This window comes from Undibacterium sp. TJN19, assembly GCF_049339485.1.
Classification (GTDB): domain Bacteria; phylum Pseudomonadota; class Gammaproteobacteria; order Burkholderiales; family Burkholderiaceae_D; genus Undibacterium.
In genome coordinates this window covers 590,848-607,180 of record NZ_JBMPPL010000002.1, presented here as the reverse complement: position 1 = coordinate 607,180, position 16,333 = coordinate 590,848, and the positions used below count along the sequence as shown (strand labels likewise).

The 16,333-nt window shown below is 52.8% G+C and carries 12 protein-coding genes; 7 read left to right on the top strand and 5 right to left on the bottom strand.

The annotated features are described in order from the left end of the window. The first annotated feature begins 32 nt into the window (after positions 1 to 32). The gene (locus ACO0LH_RS10980; RefSeq protein WP_422941110.1) at positions 33 to 488 is read left to right on the top strand and encodes an NIF family HAD-type phosphatase; all 456 of its coding nucleotides are present in this window, start codon (positions 33 to 35) and stop codon (positions 486 to 488) included. 19 nt (positions 489 to 507) lie between these two features. Here the strand turns inward: ACO0LH_RS10980 and ACO0LH_RS10975 are convergent, their stop codons facing one another. The 5 genes from ACO0LH_RS10975 to ACO0LH_RS10955 all read right to left on the bottom strand — a co-directional run bounded on the left by ACO0LH_RS10975 (position 508) and on the right by ACO0LH_RS10955 (position 6,926). Then, entirely contained in the window at positions 508 to 1,197 is a 690-nt protein-coding gene (locus tag ACO0LH_RS10975) for a hypothetical protein (RefSeq protein WP_422941109.1), read from the bottom strand. A gap of 78 nt (positions 1,198 to 1,275) precedes the next feature. Beyond that, a complete protein-coding gene (locus ACO0LH_RS10970) occupies positions 1,276 to 2,550 on the bottom strand; it encodes a M56 family metallopeptidase (RefSeq protein WP_422941108.1) in 1,275 nt (424 codons plus the stop codon). Next, a complete protein-coding gene (locus ACO0LH_RS10965) occupies positions 2,540 to 2,917 on the bottom strand; it encodes a BlaI/MecI/CopY family transcriptional regulator (protein WP_422941107.1) in 378 nt (125 codons plus the stop codon). The genes ACO0LH_RS10970 and ACO0LH_RS10965 overlap by 11 nt, the downstream gene beginning before the upstream one ends. A gap of 132 nt (positions 2,918 to 3,049) precedes the next feature. Further along, entirely contained in the window at positions 3,050 to 3,676 is a 627-nt protein-coding gene (locus tag ACO0LH_RS10960; protein ID WP_422941106.1) for a 2-dehydro-3-deoxy-6-phosphogalactonate aldolase, read from the bottom strand. Positions 3,677 to 3,953: 277 nt separating this feature from the next. After that, a complete protein-coding gene (locus ACO0LH_RS10955; protein ID WP_422941105.1) occupies positions 3,954 to 6,926 on the bottom strand; it encodes a TonB-dependent receptor plug domain-containing protein in 2,973 nt (990 codons plus the stop codon). Positions 6,927 to 7,378: 452 nt separating this feature from the next. Between ACO0LH_RS10955 and ACO0LH_RS10950 the strand changes: the two genes are divergently transcribed. The 6 genes from ACO0LH_RS10950 to ACO0LH_RS10925 all read left to right on the top strand — a co-directional run bounded on the left by ACO0LH_RS10950 (position 7,379) and on the right by ACO0LH_RS10925 (position 16,299). Beyond that, positions 7,379 to 9,742 (top strand): TonB-dependent receptor domain-containing protein, encoded by a 2,364-nt coding sequence (locus tag ACO0LH_RS10950; RefSeq protein WP_422941104.1) that lies wholly within the window; start codon positions 7,379 to 7,381, stop codon positions 9,740 to 9,742. A gap of 309 nt (positions 9,743 to 10,051) precedes the next feature. Continuing rightward, positions 10,052 to 10,798 carry a response regulator gene (locus ACO0LH_RS10945; protein WP_422941103.1) on the top strand — a complete coding sequence of 249 codons (747 nt, stop codon included), beginning with the start codon at positions 10,052 to 10,054 and terminating at the stop codon, positions 10,796 to 10,798. 13 nt (positions 10,799 to 10,811) lie between these two features. Beyond that, on the top strand, positions 10,812 to 12,347 hold the full coding sequence (locus tag ACO0LH_RS10940; RefSeq protein ID WP_422941102.1) for a sensor histidine kinase N-terminal domain-containing protein: 1,536 nt from the start codon (positions 10,812 to 10,814) through the stop codon (positions 12,345 to 12,347). 37 nt (positions 12,348 to 12,384) lie between these two features. After that, a complete protein-coding gene (locus tag ACO0LH_RS10935) occupies positions 12,385 to 12,630 on the top strand; it encodes a DUF4212 domain-containing protein (RefSeq protein WP_422941101.1) in 246 nt (81 codons plus the stop codon). A 4-nt stretch (positions 12,631 to 12,634) separates the two neighbouring features. Beyond that, complete coding sequence (locus ACO0LH_RS10930; RefSeq protein WP_422941100.1) at positions 12,635 to 14,674, top strand: sodium:solute symporter family protein; 2,040 nt, start codon at positions 12,635 to 12,637, stop codon at positions 14,672 to 14,674. Between the two features lie 191 nt (positions 14,675 to 14,865). Beyond that, positions 14,866 to 16,299, top strand: a complete 1,434-nt coding sequence (locus tag ACO0LH_RS10925) for a circularly permuted type 2 ATP-grasp protein (RefSeq protein WP_422941099.1) — start codon at positions 14,866 to 14,868, stop codon at positions 16,297 to 16,299. The last annotated feature ends 34 nt before the right edge of the window (positions 16,300 to 16,333 follow it).

Genomic DNA, 16,333 nt, shown 5'->3' with positions numbered 1-16,333 from the left:
GTGACACTGTTAAGGTATTCATCAACTCCTCAATGATAAAAATGAAGATCACTGTCCTGGCACTGGATTTGGAGGGTACCTTAATCTCAAATGCCATGAGCCAAATACCCCGCCCAGGTTTACATCAGTTCCTGACACGCTGTGCCACATTGTTCCCCAGGATGGTCATGTTTACGACGGTCAAAGAAGAAAAATTCCGTCAAATCGCCAGATTGCTGGTGGAAGAAGGTATGGCTCCCGCATGGTTTTCTGATATCGAATATGTTCACTGGCAGGGCGAGACCAAGAACCTCGAATTTATTCCTGATGCGGCAGTGAACAATGTCATTCTGGTTGATGATTTTGAAATCTATGTGCACCCGGGACAAACCGCACAATGGATGCAGATAGAATATTTTGATTATCCGTATTCTGATGAAGATAAAGGCTTGCTCAAGGTGTTACAGAAACTTGAGAAATTGGCTGTAGAAGGAAATCAGCGTGAATGACACTTTACTCAGCCAAATATCATTTTCTTAAAATACGCCAGGGTTTTGTTTTTTGAAGGTCAACCGGCACACGTTTTTCATTGCTCGCATAATCATCTTCAAACACTGCCCAGCCATCAGTACGTTTGACCAGATACCAGAATGGCAGCTTGCGGCCCTGTACGCGCAGGGGTGTGCCGTACAGGTCAAGTTCAGACATATCGAGTTCCAGTGTTGCCTTTGCGGGTTTGCCATTGATGCTTAGCGCACCACGGGTAAAGCACCACTGCTCTTTCTCTTCGCTGACAAAACAGCCTTGTATCAGGCGGGCCAGGTAGAGATTGGCTTCAGACTGATCAAGTTTGCCCAGGCGCTGATAAGGGCCTTGTTCCGGTTTTTTTGTATCATTGGCGAGCAGCCAGATTTTGTCGCCTTCCTGACGCAGGCAATAGCTGCTTTCATCGCCTTCGTGCCAGGCCAGGTTTTGACTGATCCGGCCTGCCTTGATGTTCAGGGCGATTTGCTGGCTGTCTGTCGCTTCCAGCGCCGTTGTCCACACACCTTGCTTATCGAGCAGATCAAGAAAATGTGTGGTGCTCCAATAACCTTCGAGTTTTTGCAAAGCCACGTCACCTGAGCATATCCTGGCGGGAGCGGCCATGGCAGCAGGTGTGACACCGGCCGTTGCAAGCAGGATGGCGCAGAAGAATTTGTTCAATATGAATGTCATGGCAGCCCGCTCAGGATAAGTTGGATTCAACAAAATGCGTGTCGATTCTAACAGAGCAGGCTGCCAGCTTTTGGCAAATCAGCCGGGATTTTTCACCACGTTGGCCGTCATCTTGATGTCAAAGTCTTCTTGCTTGTCAGGTGTTTCCTTTTGCAATGTGGCGGTCTGGTTCAGGCCGGTGATGAGTTTCGGTTCTGCCACCAATGCGCCATTTTTCTTGACTATCATTGAGATCGTCACGGAATTTTTATATTTGTCCGTAGGTGCAGGCACCAGGCTGAAGCTGATATCCCATTTGGCTTGCTGCTCTTTTGATGTCACGCTGATGGTAGCCAGCTTACCCTGCTCTACCATGACGCGGGGTGATATTTTCTCTCCGCCGATACTGATATCAGTGTTGACAAGATAGCTGATGACACCGGGCTTGGCCACTGCCTTCGCTTGCTTTGTTTCGTTGACGACCGTGCTGGCGGGCATGGCAGCCCAGGCGCTGTAGGCACTGGCACAACCAAGGCCACAGATAAAGGCATAGGCAGTGGCACGTTTAAGCAGGCTGGGTGTGGACTGTTGCAGTTGCATGATTCTTTCCTTTAAAGGGTGGTGGGAAGGCCAGTGGCAAGCCAGGGCGCTGGGGGTAAAACTAAACTGTGTCTTGAGCATGGCTTCGGCGTAAGTGCGCCGGGCTTGCGGGTAACGGGCGATGACACTGGCATCACAGGCCAGTTCCTGGTCCAGGCGAAAACATCTGGCAGCAAAATGCACCAGCGGGTTGAACCAGAACAGGCATTGCAGCAATACAGACAGGCAATTAGCATACACATCGCCGCGGCGCAGATGCACTTGCTCATGCCGGATGATGAGGGTTTGTTCTTCTGCGCTGTAACGTTCAAAAAAATCGCCGGGCAAGATGATCTTGGGTTTAAAACAGCCCGCCAGCGCGGGGCCGATATCAAGCCCGCTCGCCAGATAAACACCTTCATCTTCAGTCAGCCTGCCCAGTTTGCGCAAAAACCGCCGATGCGCAACGCCGAATAACACCAGCATGGCAAGGCTGCCAACCAGCCAGACCAGTATAAAAATGGCAGGCCAGGCACTGATGGCCTGCGCGTCCAATGTGGTCGCTGTCGCCAGCAATTTGTTCACAGGCACATTCAGACTTGTTGCCATTTCCAGATAGTCATGGCGCGGCACTGTTATGGCCAGCAAGGCAAGTGGCAGTGTGGCCCAAAGTTGGTAAGCGATACCTGCACCTGCCAGTTTGCGCAGCGGCAGCCTGGCAAGCAGGATAAGCGCAATGAGGCCGCTGATGACCAGGCTGGCGAGTATGCCTGTCTGCAATAAATTATTGATCATCACCCAGCTCCCTGATGAGGCGTTTCAATTCTGCGATATCTTCGCTGGATAATTTCTTTTGCTCGCTGAAGTGCGCAACCAGAGGTGCGATGCGGCCATTGAACATGCGGTCCAGAAAACCCGTGCTTTCTGACATCAGCCAGTGCTCGCGTTTTAAAACCGGTGAATACAAAAAACGCCTGCCCTCTTTTTCTGCCGTGATCGCGCCCTTTTTCAGCAGACGGTTCAACAAGGTTTTGACCGTGGCCTCTTGCCAGTCCTGCTGCTGAACCAGAATGGCGCAGACTTCTTCCGCAGCAAGGGGATGCTGCTTCCAAAGGGTTTCCATGACTAGCGATTCTGCCTCGCTGATGGCGATATTTTTCATTGAGCCTCCTGATGCAATAATCATTTACAGATGTAATCGATAAACAATGATTACACTTGTAATCGCTTAAGTCAAGAAAAAATATTACCAACGAATGTGGTAGGACTACTTACCTGGAAATTGCTGATATGTTCAGGCCAGCGCAACAACAAATTCGCTGGCGGCATGCATGACCTGCTGCACAGACCAGCCCGGTTGATACAGGCTTGCCCCCAGGCCAAAGCCATTCGCCCCTGCCTGCAAATACGCATGCATGCCTGCGGGTTTGACGCCGCCAACAGGCAGGCACAGGCTGTCTGCTGGCAGCACGGTGCGCCATGCCTTTAATACCGATGGGGGTACACTTTCTGATGGAAAAAGCTTCAGGCCATCTGCTCCCGCATGCAAGGCGGCAAAAGCTTCGCTGATGGTGGCAGCACCCGGCAGGCATACCATGCCCTGCTGCCTGGCAAAACTGATCAAGGCCACGTCAGTATGCGGCATGACTATCAAGCGGCCACCTGCCTGCTGCACCTGCGATACCTGCTCGCTGGTCAATACCGTACCTGCGCCCAGCAGGCAGTCGGCTGGCAATGCCTGCGACAACAGACCAATGCTGCGCAATGCGTCTGGGGAATTCAAGGGAATTTCCACACAGCGAAAACCTTGCTGATAAAGACCCAGGGCAATCTCTTCACATTCATGGAGCTGTATGCCGCGCAGGATGGCGATCAACGGGAGTTTGCTCAGATAAGTGGCAAGTGTGTTTGGTGTGGGCATGGTGTGATGAGGGGTTGCGTGATGTGTTTATCTTACTACTGTCTGGAGGATTGCTATTTGGTTTTCTGGCTTGCTTTGCAGTTTATGAAAAAGTGAGTACGTGTTTTCAACGTCCAGTGTTGGGCTGATGAAACGTAGCCCAACCTACACCACTGATTACGGCGGTGGTTTGATTTTATTTCCAGGCATGCGTTTGGCCTGGAATGACGGGATCAGGATTGCTCTTTGAAGGGAGCAATCCATGCCAACATGATGAAAAAACCTTACGACCAGCCAATCACTTAAACTGATAATTAAACGAAAGCTTCACCAACCGCCCCAGGAAATTATCATAATTATTCACTCCATACGTGCCGCGCGGATCATACTCGGGTTGCTTGTTGAACAGGTTCTGGATATTGAGGTCGATCTTGATGTCCTTGCGCGGCTTCCAGGACACATTGCTCGTCCACGTGGTAATGGATGCGATGCCCTTGCTGCATAAAGACTTTGGCGTATCGAGACGGGTTTCACAAGAGTCAGGGTCAAAGGAGGGGTCATACCAGCCGCCTACGCCTTGCAGCCTTTGCGGGCCGGTGTAATTGGCGGCCAGGCTGACGTCCCAGTTGCCATAATTCCAGCTACTTGAAAAGCGACCGGTGATACGGGGCGTATTGTAGGAGCCGATGGAATTCTCCTGCCATTCACCATCTGCACCTTTGACGATAAAGCGGCGGGCAATCGTGGTTTGCAGGCCCAGCGTCAGGCGGCCATAGTCTGCCAGAGCAAAGCGGGCATTGGCATTGACATCAAAACCATCAACCAGGGTTTGCGACTGGTTGATATAGCTGCCTATCATGCCGCCCATCAGGCCCACGGTATATACCGGCAGCTTGCTGCACAGGCCAGGGTTGGCTGCACATACTGTGGCGGCCTGCCCCTGGTTGGCCTTGTCTTGTGGCGAGATGGGTGTGCGCAACAGAACGCCGGGTACATCACCCACATCGGGGCCATATTTTGTGATGGCGCGCTCGAGCAGCTGATTATAATTTTCCGCATTGATTTCGTTCTTGCGGTTGATAAAATAATAGTCGGCAGAAATATCAAAATCCTTGGTCGGCTGGAACACAAAACCGATGGTGGAGATTTTTGCTTTTTCCGGCATCAGGTTTGCATTGGGGCTGGTGACACCACCGATGTTGTAGGCACTGCATTCGGAATTCAATAAATTCCTGCCGGTGGTCACATCATTCGGGTTCGCTGATTTCATCAACACCGCCGCGATGGCATTGGTCTGTGTGCAGCGTACCGGGTCTTGTACCGAACTGACAGCATAGATACCGCCCGTGCCTGATTCTGCCAGGCTGGGCGCGCGGAAACCTTCTGAATAGGTACCACGCAACAGCAGGCTGTTCAGTGCCTGTATTTTCAGGCCGACCTTGGGTACGATGTTATTGTCAAAACCCGGGTATTTGTCGTCGCGTATGGCAAAGTCTGCTTCTATGCTTTTGGTGACAGGTACGAGAAATTCTGCAAACAGGGCTTCGCTGGTGCGCTGTCCCTTGAACCATGAGCCGCCCTGCCACCAGATATCGCCATTGGCTGCGGCGGTATCACCGGGGCTGGAATAGTTTTCATAATTCAGGTTGAAGCCAGCAGCCATCATCACATCACCGGCTGGCAAGGTAGCGATCTTGCCAGAGACTTTTCCATCCAGGTTGGCAACCTTGTCCCACGACGGATATTGCACATTCGGGTACATTTTTTCCAGCAGGGCACGGTTGCTGGCATTATCCACGCCGAATTTATAGGCCGGGTTATCACTCATGAGGGTGTAACCGGTCTTAGGGTCTTTGGTGTAAGGCCCGAATGCAGCCAGCAAACCGCTGACACTGGGGTTGCTGCCACGCTGGTTCATGACGCTGTGCGTACCGGCCAGTGTCAGGGCGGTTTCCCAATCCCATCGGCCGGTAGTGCCTTTCAGGCCGGTAACCAGGCGGAACTCATCATCCACAGTACTTTGTTTCGCCAGACCTGCGGCATCAAGGAAGCGATACGACAAACCGGCCACGCCGCCCATATTGCCCTGCAATCTGGCAGGCAGGGTATTGTAGGGATTGTTGGCTGATAAATACGGGAAAGTCAGAGTGTTGAGGTTAACGCCGGTATTGCGCGCATACCAGGAAGGATAATCACCACTGCTGAAGTTAGGTGGGCCCACCGAGGTGCTGAGGTCGATATGGGTCAGTGCCAGTTCGGCAAATGCCTGCACATTCTCATTCACGTCATAGTGGGCACTCAAGAAACCATTGGTGCGCTTGGATGAGGGTACCCAGAATTTACCCAGGTTCAGGGTATTGAGGGCGCAAGTGGTGTTACTGCCATCGGCTTTCAGGGACAAGGGCGTGGGGCAGCCTTGTGCCGGTGCACGGTTGGTGCCGACATTGCTGAAGGCAAACAAAGTACCAGGGTTAAGCACGCCAGGGCCACTGCCTTCGGCAATGCGCATATTGGTCAGGAAGCTGGGATGGTATTGATAGTAACTGTCCGGTATCGAAGACAAGATGTCAGGCAGGTACACGGCATCACGCTGGTAATAGCTGAGCGAGCCAAAGACATTGAACTTGTCGGTCGCCAGGTCGCCAAAGCCATAGGTCACGGCAGCGCCATATTCGCCGTTGCTATGCGTTTTCATGGACTTCTGCCCGTTCATGCGGACATCCAGGCCACGATAATTGGTCTTGGTAATGACGTTGATGACACCGGCAATCGCATCAGAGCCATAAATGGCGGACGCACCATCGGCCAGGATTTCCACCCGTTCTATCGCATCAACGGGAATGGAATCGATATTCACAAACTGGTACTGGAAACCGTAAGTCGCCCCATAGCTCGACAGGCGGCGGCCATTCAGCAGAACCAGGGTGGCCTGTGTACCCAGGCCGCGCAAATTGGCTGATGAAGCGCCATCCATGCCAGTAAACAGGCTTTGCGAATCTTTGAGGTCAGGCACGTTGGCGCTGATGTTGGCCAGCACCTGTTGCAGGGTATTGGCACCCATCTGCTCTATCTGTTCACGGCGCACGATCTGTATAGGCGAAGACTGTTCCTGGTCGATGCGCTTGATGCTGCTGCCGGTAATTTCTACACGCTGGCTGCCCTTGTCTGCTTCTTTCACGTTGTCGGGTTTTGCGTCTGGCCTGGCATCTTGCGCCTGCACTGCCAGCGGCAACATCATGCTGCCGAAGGCAAGCCACAGGGTACGCGTCATCACTGTCTCTCGGATTTTGATTTTTCTGTTTTGCATGGTTTTGATCTCTTGGTGGCTGACACACCCGGCCAGCAGGCGTAACGGGGCCTGACAGCTTCATGATGAAGTTGGCAAACTCGGCTCGTCTGGCCTGGTCTGGTACGGGAATTCTGAATATGCTTTGCTAGTCAAAATCACTCAGGTGTCTGGCTGGCTCTTGTGAAGCGCTTCCATAAAACATCTATTGATCTGACATGAAAAAGTCTAAGTCGTCTGCGCATGTCACGCCATCGACATATATTTAACTCCTCGTTTAGCTAAATTTGATGGCGCTGGAGATAGCTTTGGAAACGGAGTAATTTGTAACGGAATGCGCAAACGTGCTCATCGCGTCAAGGATGTATTTTGAACTGCTGTAAAATCCTGCACTCTGATGGTCTTGCGGCCGGGCGCGGCTTCCCTCCGGCAAATTTATGAAACTTTACAAAAAAAATATCCCTGCGACGCAGATCAAACCTGCCGCCAGTCAAAAAAACCCTGCCCTCTTGCTGAGTCTGTTTTTCGCTGAGATATTGTGTTCGCACAAGGTGTTGGCACAGACCAGTACCGAGCCGGCAAAACCACCCGTAGTCGCAACACCTGGCGCAGCGGCAACACCTGATGCAGGTGGCAAACCCGCAGCCCCTGCCAAGGCCGAAACCAAGCCTGAAGCCAAGACAGAAATAAAACCAGCCACGCCACCGGTAGTGGAAGCACCACCCGTCACGGTAACGGCTGAACGGCCAGTCAACCGTATTGACCGCCAGGTTTATGATGTGAAATCTGATGTCAACAGCACCAACGGTACGGCAGCAGATGCATTGAACAATGTGCCTTCGGTGTCGGTCGACCCTGATGGCACGGTCAGCCTGCGTGGTAGCACCAAGGTGCAGATTCTGATTGATGGCAAGCCGTCGGCGATGATGCAGGGCGATAACCGCGGTGCGTCCCTGCTGGCCATGCCATCGCATGATATCGACTCGGTCGAGGTCATCAACAACCCGGGGGCGCAGTTCGGCAATGAAGGCGGTGGTGGACCCATCATCAACCTGGTCATGAAACGCACGCGCCAGCCTGGCGGTTTTGGCGTGGTCAATGCCAATGCCGGTACGGCGGGTCGTTACAACAGCGCCGTTTCTGGCAGCTATCATGAAGGTGCGTTTGGCATACAGGGTGGTTTCAACTTCCGCCACGATGGCCGGAATTCTGTCGGTGACGCCACCCGTGACAGCCTGGACCCGGTGACTGGCACCAGCACCCACAATACACAGACATCCGCCGCAAAGGGCCTCAATGATTTTTCCGGCATCAATGCAACGCTGACTTATAACCTGGGCACCAAAGATACTTTGGGTGCGAATTTCTCCTATTCACTGCGCAGCAATAATCAAAAATCCGAAGATCATTATCAGACCTATAACCCGGACAATGCGCTGATCAGCGACTACGTGCGTACCAGCCTGCGCAAGGGGGACAGCAATAATTACAGCTGGGGTGGCCGCTATGATCACAAAGGTGACATCAATGGTGAAACTCTGAAGCTGGATTTGCGGGTTTCTTCATCTGACAATGCCAGTGAAAATAATTATGCCAACGTGTATGCCGTCAACCCCGGTTCTGTCACTGACAGACACAGCCTGCAAGACAATAAAACGGGAGTGAAGATCGTTGACTTCACCGGTGATTATGAGCGTCCTGATGGTGATGGCCTGATCAAGCTCGGCTATAAAATCGCCGACCATAAAAGCGAATTTGATACCAGTTATTTTGATATCGACCCGGTAAGCAGCATACAGACTGTCAATGCTTCCCGCACCAACCGTTTCAGCCTCGATGAAGGCAACCTGGCCGTCTATGGCTCCTACCAGTTGCGGCTCAATGAAAAATGGGGCGTGCTCGCAGGTTTGAGGACAGAATATACGCATATCGATCTTCAACAACTGACGAGCAATATCGAAGCGACCAATCATTACATCAATTACATCCCGAGTTTCTTTGCCAGTTACCAGATGACCGACGATACGACACTGCGCTTGAGTTATGCGCACCGCATACGACGCGCCGGGGCCAGTGAACTTAATCCCTATCAGGTATACCGTGACGAACTGAATGTTTCCAGCGGCAATCCAAAACTGAAACCCGCCCAGACCGATTCATTTGAACTCGCGTATGAAACCAGGGTTGGCAAGCTGGACATGAACATACGCGGCTATTACCGCAATGAAAGCGATGCCATCCTGTATCGCCGCACGCTGTTACCAGATGGTGTGTTGCTGACGACACTGGACAATGGTGGCGGCAGCCATATCAGCGGCCTGGAATTTACCCTGAGCGGCAAGGTCACGCCTAAATTCTCGATCAACACCAGCGGCAACCTCCTGTTTGGTGAACAAATCTATGTCAATACCGCCGGGCAGGAAGTACATCATCCATCGACATCCCTGAGTTTGCGCGGCAGATTTAATTACCAGTTCACGGATGACGATAACCTGCAACTTAGCCTCAATACGCAAGGGCGCACCGCCTCCGGCGAAGGGTATCGCCAGCCCAACTCAACCGCCAATTTCAGCTATCGCCACAACATCACAAAAAACCTGAATGTCGTCATGAACGTGACCGATGTTTTCAATTCCAACAAGATCGAAAACCAGATCGATACGGATATACTCAAAGAGAGAAGTATCAGGCGTTATGATGGCCGCCTGATCTATATCGGCCTGTCATATCGTTTTGGTGGCTCCCCGACATCTGGCGGCACACGCCCACCTGGCCAGACGCCACCGCCGGGCAGGCCCTGACGCTGGCCTGTCGCGGGAAACTGACAAATCAAAAAACGCTTTTTGATTTGCAGATATATCACGCGCAAAGCAAAGCTGAACCATGTTTTGGGTTAAAGTGATGAAAACGCTGCGCTGGCTGTAAAACGCTGCGCTGGCCATGTCAGATGCATTTGCAGGATGACAGCGCAGCAAGAATTTGACGCAGATCAAATAAATGTTTGCCCGCATGCGGCATGTTAAAGCGGATGGTTCAAGTACCATGCCATCCGCATTTAATGCTACTAAGGCAATACAATCACAACGAGACAACCCAGACATCGAACCATCATGCGTATTTTATTAGCGGAAGACGACAGCGTACTGGCCGACGGTCTTACCCGTTCGCTGCGGCAATCCGGTTATGCCACCGATTGCGTCAACAACGGGGAAGAAGCCGATTCGGCACTGTCCACACAGGACTTTGATTTATTGATACTCGACCTTGGCCTGCCCAGGTTGAGCGGGTTGGAAGTGTTGCGTCGCCTGCGTGCGCGAAATTCGCGCCTGCCGGTATTAATCCTGACCGCTGCTGATTCGGTCGAACAAAGGGTCAAGGGACTGGATCTGGGTGCAGACGACTATATGGCCAAGCCCTTTGCCCTGTCAGAGCTGGAAGCCCGTGTGCGCGCCCTGACGCGCCGTGGTGCCGGTGGTGGCCCGACAGTCATCAAACACGGGCCGCTAACTTATGACCAGGTTGGCCGCATCGCCTATATCCACGACCAGATGCTGGATTTGTCGGCGCGTGAACTGGGCTTGCTGGAAGTGCTGTTGCAGCGCACAGGCCGTCTGGTGTCGAAAGAACAGCTCGTTGACCATTTATGCGAATGGGGCGAAGAAGTCAGCAATAATGCCATAGAAGTGTATGTACATCGCCTGCGCAAAAAGATAGAAATTGATGGTGTTCGCATCGCCACGGTGCGGGGGCTGGGCTATTGTCTGGAAAAATTCTTCATCCCGGCAATTCCGACCCCTCCAGCAACTCCGGCAAACCTGGTGACACCATTGCCACCGGTAGAATCTGAACAAAAATGACAGGACAGCAGGCATGGTAGCCAAGGCAAAGCTGGCAGATGTGCCTGAGGACGTGCCACGCAAGCCTGGCAAACAACTGGAAGAAAAGATACAGCGTTCACTGTTTGGAGAAATCCTCGACTGGATGCTGGCCCCCCTCTTGTTGCTATGGCCAATGAGCATCGCCATCACCTATCTGGTGGCAAAGTCAATTGCCAACCAGCCCTTTGACCGTGCGCTGGAAGACAATGTGCTGGTCTTGTCGCAACAGGTCAAGGAAGTCGATGGCCAGACACTGACGCAGTTAAGCAATCCGGCGCGCGACATCCTACGGGCCGATGATCTCGACAATATCTATTTCCAGATCAAGAATGCCAAAGGGGAGATTGTCGATGGTGACCGCGACCTGCCGGCCCCCGCTGAAGACGACAGGCCGCTGACCGGTACGGTGCAACTCAGGAACGCCAATCTGCGCGGTATCGATATCCGCATTGCCTACAGCTATATTGACCTGAACAAGCAGGGTCGCCGCAAAGGGGCAGAACCCCATCTGGCACTGGTGCAGGTAGCAGAAACCCTGGAAAAACGGGCCTTGCTGGCCAATGAGATCATCAAGGGGGTGATACTGCCGCAATTCATCATCCTGCCGATTGCGCTGGCACTGGTCTGGTTTGCGCTGAGCCGTGGGCTGTCACCACTGGCAGAATTGCAGCAACGCATACGTGCGCGCCGCCCGGATGACCTGAGCCCCATCGACTCGCGCCATGTGCCGGAAGAAATCACGCCGCTGGTGAAATCGCTTAATGAAATGCTGGAGCGCCTCGCACAAACCATCGCCATCCAGAAGCGCTTCATTGCCGATGCCGCCCACCAGATGAAGACACCGCTGGCCGGCATGCGCATGCAGTCTGAACTGGCGCTTCGGCAGACTGACCGGGATGAGATACACCGTTCGCTATTGCAACTGGCCACCAGTTCTGAAGCGGCAACGCGGCTGGTAAATCAATTGCTCACCCTGGCCCGTGCAGAAAACCAGACGCCTGCCACCCAGGCGCTGGAACAGATCAACCTGAACAATCTCGCCCGCGATGTCGTCCATGACTGGATACAGACTTCATTCGCAAAGAAAATTGACCTGGGTTTTGAACAGCATGATGTGCCAGTGCAGATATTTGGCAACCCGCTGATGCTCAGAGAAATGCTGAGCAACCTGATCGACAATGCCTTGCGCTACACCCCGCAGGGACATAGCGTGACCGTGCGCGTCAGCCTGAACCAGCAGCAGCCAATGATGGTGCTGGCGGTACTGGAAGTGGAAGACAATGGCCCCGGCATTGCGGTGGCAGAGAGAGAACACGTATTCGAACGTTTCTACCGCATCCTGGGCAGCAATGTACAGGGTAGCGGACTGGGTCTGGCCATTGTCAGGGAAATCGCCAGCCAGCATGAGGCGGAAATCAGCATCTCCGATAACCCGCATCCGCAAGACCCTGCTTTCCCTGGCTGCCTGTTCAGTATTTCGTTCACGATGAATCACCCTGATGAACTACCGGCGGAGCTTGCAGAATAGGGAACATTAAAATATGGACCATGAACCGGCAAACAAAATGACCCCAGGTAAAAATCAGTATTGGCGTTACACTAGAAGACTGACTACCGCCCTGCTCTTTGTCTGGGCGGCACTGTGCTTTTGCGTGCTGTTTTTTGCCCGGGAACTCTATGGAGTCAATTTTTTTGGCTGGTCTTTTTCTTTCTATATGGCGGCGCAGGGCCTGACGCTGAGTTTTGTCCTTATCCTGGCCATTTATTCCATAGGCATGCATCTCATCAGCCGCCAGCAAAGGGACCATTAAACCTATGGCACAAGCGAGTTTTACCAAAAGACTGACGATTTATTACCTGTGGTACACGCTATTGTTTTTTGTGTTCCTGATCAGCCTGGCGATACTGGAAAAAGAAGGTGTGCCACGCGCATGGATAGGCTATCTGTTCATGTTCGCAACCATTGTCCTGTATGCAGGCATAGGGGTCGTCAGCCGCACATCAGATATCTCTGAATATTATGTTGCAGGGCGTCGTGTACCCGCTGTTTTCAACGGCATGGCCACCGCCGCTGACTGGATGTCGGCGGCCAGCTTTTTAAGCCTGGCGGGTGGCCTGTATTTGCAGGGCTTCGACGGCCTCGCCTACATCATCGGCTGGACGGGCGGCTTTTGCCTGGTGGCGATGCTGATCGCGCCCTACATACGCAAATTCGGGCAATACACCATACCGGATTTTCTGGGCGAGCGGTTTGCCGGCCACCCCGAAAACAATGTGGTCAGAATATTGGCTGTGTTTGCCACGGTATTCATCTCTTTCATCTATGTGGTCGCGCAAATCTATGGCGTGGGCCTGATCACTTCGCGCTTCACGGGGGTGGATTTTTCGGTCGGCATCTTCCTGGGCCTGGCCAGTATCCTGGTCTGTTCTTTTTTGGGCGGCATGCGTGCTGTTACCTGGACGCAGGTGGCGCAATACATCATCATCATTATCGCGTTTCTGATACCGGTGGCCTGGTTGTCGATCAAGCATACGCATAGCCCGGTAGCACAGTTTTCTTATGGCGCTGTTTTGCCGGCCCTGGTCGACAAGGAAAAACAGTTTGCCAATGACCCGAAAGAGCAGCAGGTCAGGGCCATTTACCGCCAGCGCGCAGATGAGTTACAAAAGAAAATACAGCAGTTGCCGCAATCATGGGAAGAAGGCCGCTTTGAATTGCAAAACAAGCTTGATGACCTCAAATCCGGCAATGCGTCTTTGCTGGAAATAAAAGCAGCCGGACGGGTCCTGGCGAATTATCCCAAGTCGCCACAGGAGGCACAAAGCCGCTGGAACGATGCCAGAAACAATTATCTCGCCAAGGCCCAACCCGGTTTTTCGCAATACACGCCCTATGCGGCCAAAGACCAGAAAGAATCCGATAACAAACGCAATAACTTCATGGCGCTGGTCTTGTGCCTGATGATGGGTACTGCCGCCCTGCCGCATGTGCTGGTGCGTTACAACACCACGCCTTCGGTCAAGGAAAGCCGCGACTCGGTATTCTGGTCGCTGTTTTTTATCACACTGTTATACCTGACCATACCGGCGCTGGCGATACTGGTGAAATACGATATCTATAATTCACTGGTGGGCACAGAATTTTCCAAACTGCCTTCCTGGGTCACTTACTGGGCCAGCATAGACCGTGTCAATCCACTGGTGACGATCACCGATATCAATCACGATGGCATCGTGCAACTGGCAGAAATTGTGCTCGATGGCGACATCGTCGTACTGGCCACGCCTGAAATTGCCGGTTTGCCGTATGTGGTTTCAGCCCTGGTGGCTGCGGGTGGCCTGGCGGCGGCACTGTCGACGGCTGATGGCCTGTTGCTGACGATATCGAATTCCCTGTCGCATGACATCTATTACAAGATCATCGACCCGCAGGCGTCAACCCAGAAGCGCGTGACGATTTCGAAATTATTTTTGCTGGTTGTCGCACTGGTGGCGGCCTATGTGGCGTCACTAAAGCCTGCTGATATCTTGTCGCTGGTGGGGGCGGCATTTTCTGTTGCGGCCTCTACCCTGTTTCCTGCGCTGGTATTGGGTATTTTCTGGAAACGGGCAAATCGCCAGGGAGCAATTTGCGGCATCATCACGGGCTTTGTGGTGTGCGTGTTTTACATGCTGTACGCCCATCCGCTGTTTGGCGGCAGTGCCGGGAATCAGTGGTTTAATATTGCGCCTATTTCAGCGGGTGTATTTGGGGTGCCGGCAGGGTTTATCAGCATGCTGGTAGTCAGTTATCTGACGCCCAAGCCGGATCAAAAAACCATGGAGTTGGTCGATTTCATCCGCGCACCTGAGTAAAAACGATAAAATGCGATCGGTGGTCGTTACTGAACGTCAACGGCACTCTTGCCTTGCTGCGCAATAGTATAAGCTGCCTGTCAGCGTTTTTTTCAGACTGTCGCTGTTTGCCGACACGCCAGTTGGCATTGAAGCTGAACTGGCACGTTTCTTGATATGCTTAAGTTGAACCGTAACCGCGAGACTTGAACATGGCAAAATTTTTCAATGAAATGGCGGCCGAATATGCCGGTACGCCCGGCAACACTGTTGATACACGAGAGCATTATCGTGAATTTTGCAACTGGCTGGGGCAGCAGTCAGCAGAAACACTACAGCGCAAACGCGCTGAAGCTGACCTCAGCTTCCGGCGTGTCGGTATCACCTTCGCTGTTTATGGCGACGATGCCGGTACAGAACGCCTGATCCCTTTCGATATCATCCCGCGCATTATCCCAGCCAGCGAATGGTCACATCTGCAAAAAGGACTGGTACAGCGTGTGCAGGCACTGAATATGTTCATCCATGATATCTATCATGACCAGAACATCATCAAGGCCGGCATCATCCCGGCAGAACAAATCTACAAAAACGCCCAGTACCGGCCAGAAATGCAGGGTATTTCGGTGGCATCTGACATCTACGCCCACATTGCCGGGGTCGATATCGTGCGCGCCGGCCAGGGTGAGTTTTATGTACTGGAAGACAATTTGCGCGTGCCGTCCGGCGTGTCTTACATGCTGGAAGACCGCAAGATGATGATGCGGCTGTTCCCCGAGCTGTTTGCACGTAACAAGATCGCCCCGGTTGACCATTACCCCGACATGCTGCTCGATAACCTGCGCTCCGTCGCACCCATGGGTGTGGATGACCCGACTGTCGTCGTGATGACGCCGGGCATGTACAACTCGGCCTATTTCGAACATGCTTTCCTGGCACAGCAAATGGGTGTGGAACTGGTGGAAGGGCAGGATTTATTCGTCAATGACAATGCGGTATTCATGCGCACCACGCGCGGCCCCAAACGTGTTGATGTGATTTACCGCCGTATTGATGATGACTTCATGGACCCGCTGGCTTTCCGCCCCGATTCTTCACTCGGTGTGCCTGGCTTGCTGTCGGTGTACCGCGCTGGTCGCGTCACGCTGGCCAACGCCATAGGCACGGGTGTGGCTGACGATAAATCAATTTACCCTTTCGTGCCTGACATGATCAAGTTCTACCTGACGGAAGAACCTATCCTGAACAATGTGCCGACTTACCAGTGCCGCAAGGCTGAAGACCTGTCATACACATTGGCAAACCTGTCTGAACTGGTTGTCAAGGAAGTACATGGCGCAGGTGGCTATGGCATGCTGGTTGGCCCAGCATCAAGCAAACAGCAGATAGAAGATTTCCGCCAGCGCCTCCTGGCAAAACCAGACGGATATATTGCCCAGCCTACCCTGGCACTGTCTGCCTGCCCGACGTTTGTCGAAAGTGGTATCGCCCCAAGGCATATTGATCTGCGCCCCTTTGTCTTGTCTGGCAAAACCATTTCCATGGTGCCGGGCGGCCTGACACGTGTCGCGCTGCAAGAAGGCTCGCTGGTGGTGAATTCATCACAGGGTGGTGGTACCAAAGACACCTGGATACTGGAAAATTAATCGCTTTTTGAAAAAACTGAGGCTTCAAGTCTTG

What these genes read in the sequence shown, in the direction of transcription:
- ACO0LH_RS10940 (WP_422941102.1), top strand. Translation starts at nt 10,812, where the DNA reads ATGGTAGCCAAGGCAAAGCTGGCAGATGTGCCTGAGGACGTGCCACGC.
- ACO0LH_RS10975 (WP_422941109.1), bottom strand. Translation starts at nt 1,197, where the DNA reads ATGACATTCATATTGAACAAATTCTTCTGCGCCATCCTGCTTGCAACG.
- ACO0LH_RS10945 (WP_422941103.1), top strand. Translation starts at nt 10,052, where the DNA reads ATGCGTATTTTATTAGCGGAAGACGACAGCGTACTGGCCGACGGTCTT.
- ACO0LH_RS10925 (WP_422941099.1), top strand. Translation starts at nt 14,866, where the DNA reads ATGGCAAAATTTTTCAATGAAATGGCGGCCGAATATGCCGGTACGCCC.
- ACO0LH_RS10930 (WP_422941100.1), top strand. Translation starts at nt 12,635, where the DNA reads ATGGCACAAGCGAGTTTTACCAAAAGACTGACGATTTATTACCTGTGG.
- ACO0LH_RS10960 (WP_422941106.1), bottom strand. Translation starts at nt 3,676, where the DNA reads ATGCCCACACCAAACACACTTGCCACTTATCTGAGCAAACTCCCGTTG.
- ACO0LH_RS10980 (WP_422941110.1), top strand. Translation starts at nt 33, where the DNA reads ATGATAAAAATGAAGATCACTGTCCTGGCACTGGATTTGGAGGGTACC.
- ACO0LH_RS10965 (WP_422941107.1), bottom strand. Translation starts at nt 2,917, where the DNA reads ATGAAAAATATCGCCATCAGCGAGGCAGAATCGCTAGTCATGGAAACC.
- ACO0LH_RS10935 (WP_422941101.1), top strand. Translation starts at nt 12,385, where the DNA reads ATGACCCCAGGTAAAAATCAGTATTGGCGTTACACTAGAAGACTGACT.
- ACO0LH_RS10970 (WP_422941108.1), bottom strand. Translation starts at nt 2,550, where the DNA reads ATGATCAATAATTTATTGCAGACAGGCATACTCGCCAGCCTGGTCATC.
- ACO0LH_RS10955 (WP_422941105.1), bottom strand. Translation starts at nt 6,926, where the DNA reads ATGACGCGTACCCTGTGGCTTGCCTTCGGCAGCATGATGTTGCCGCTG.
- ACO0LH_RS10950 (WP_422941104.1), top strand. Translation starts at nt 7,379, where the DNA reads ATGAAACTTTACAAAAAAAATATCCCTGCGACGCAGATCAAACCTGCC.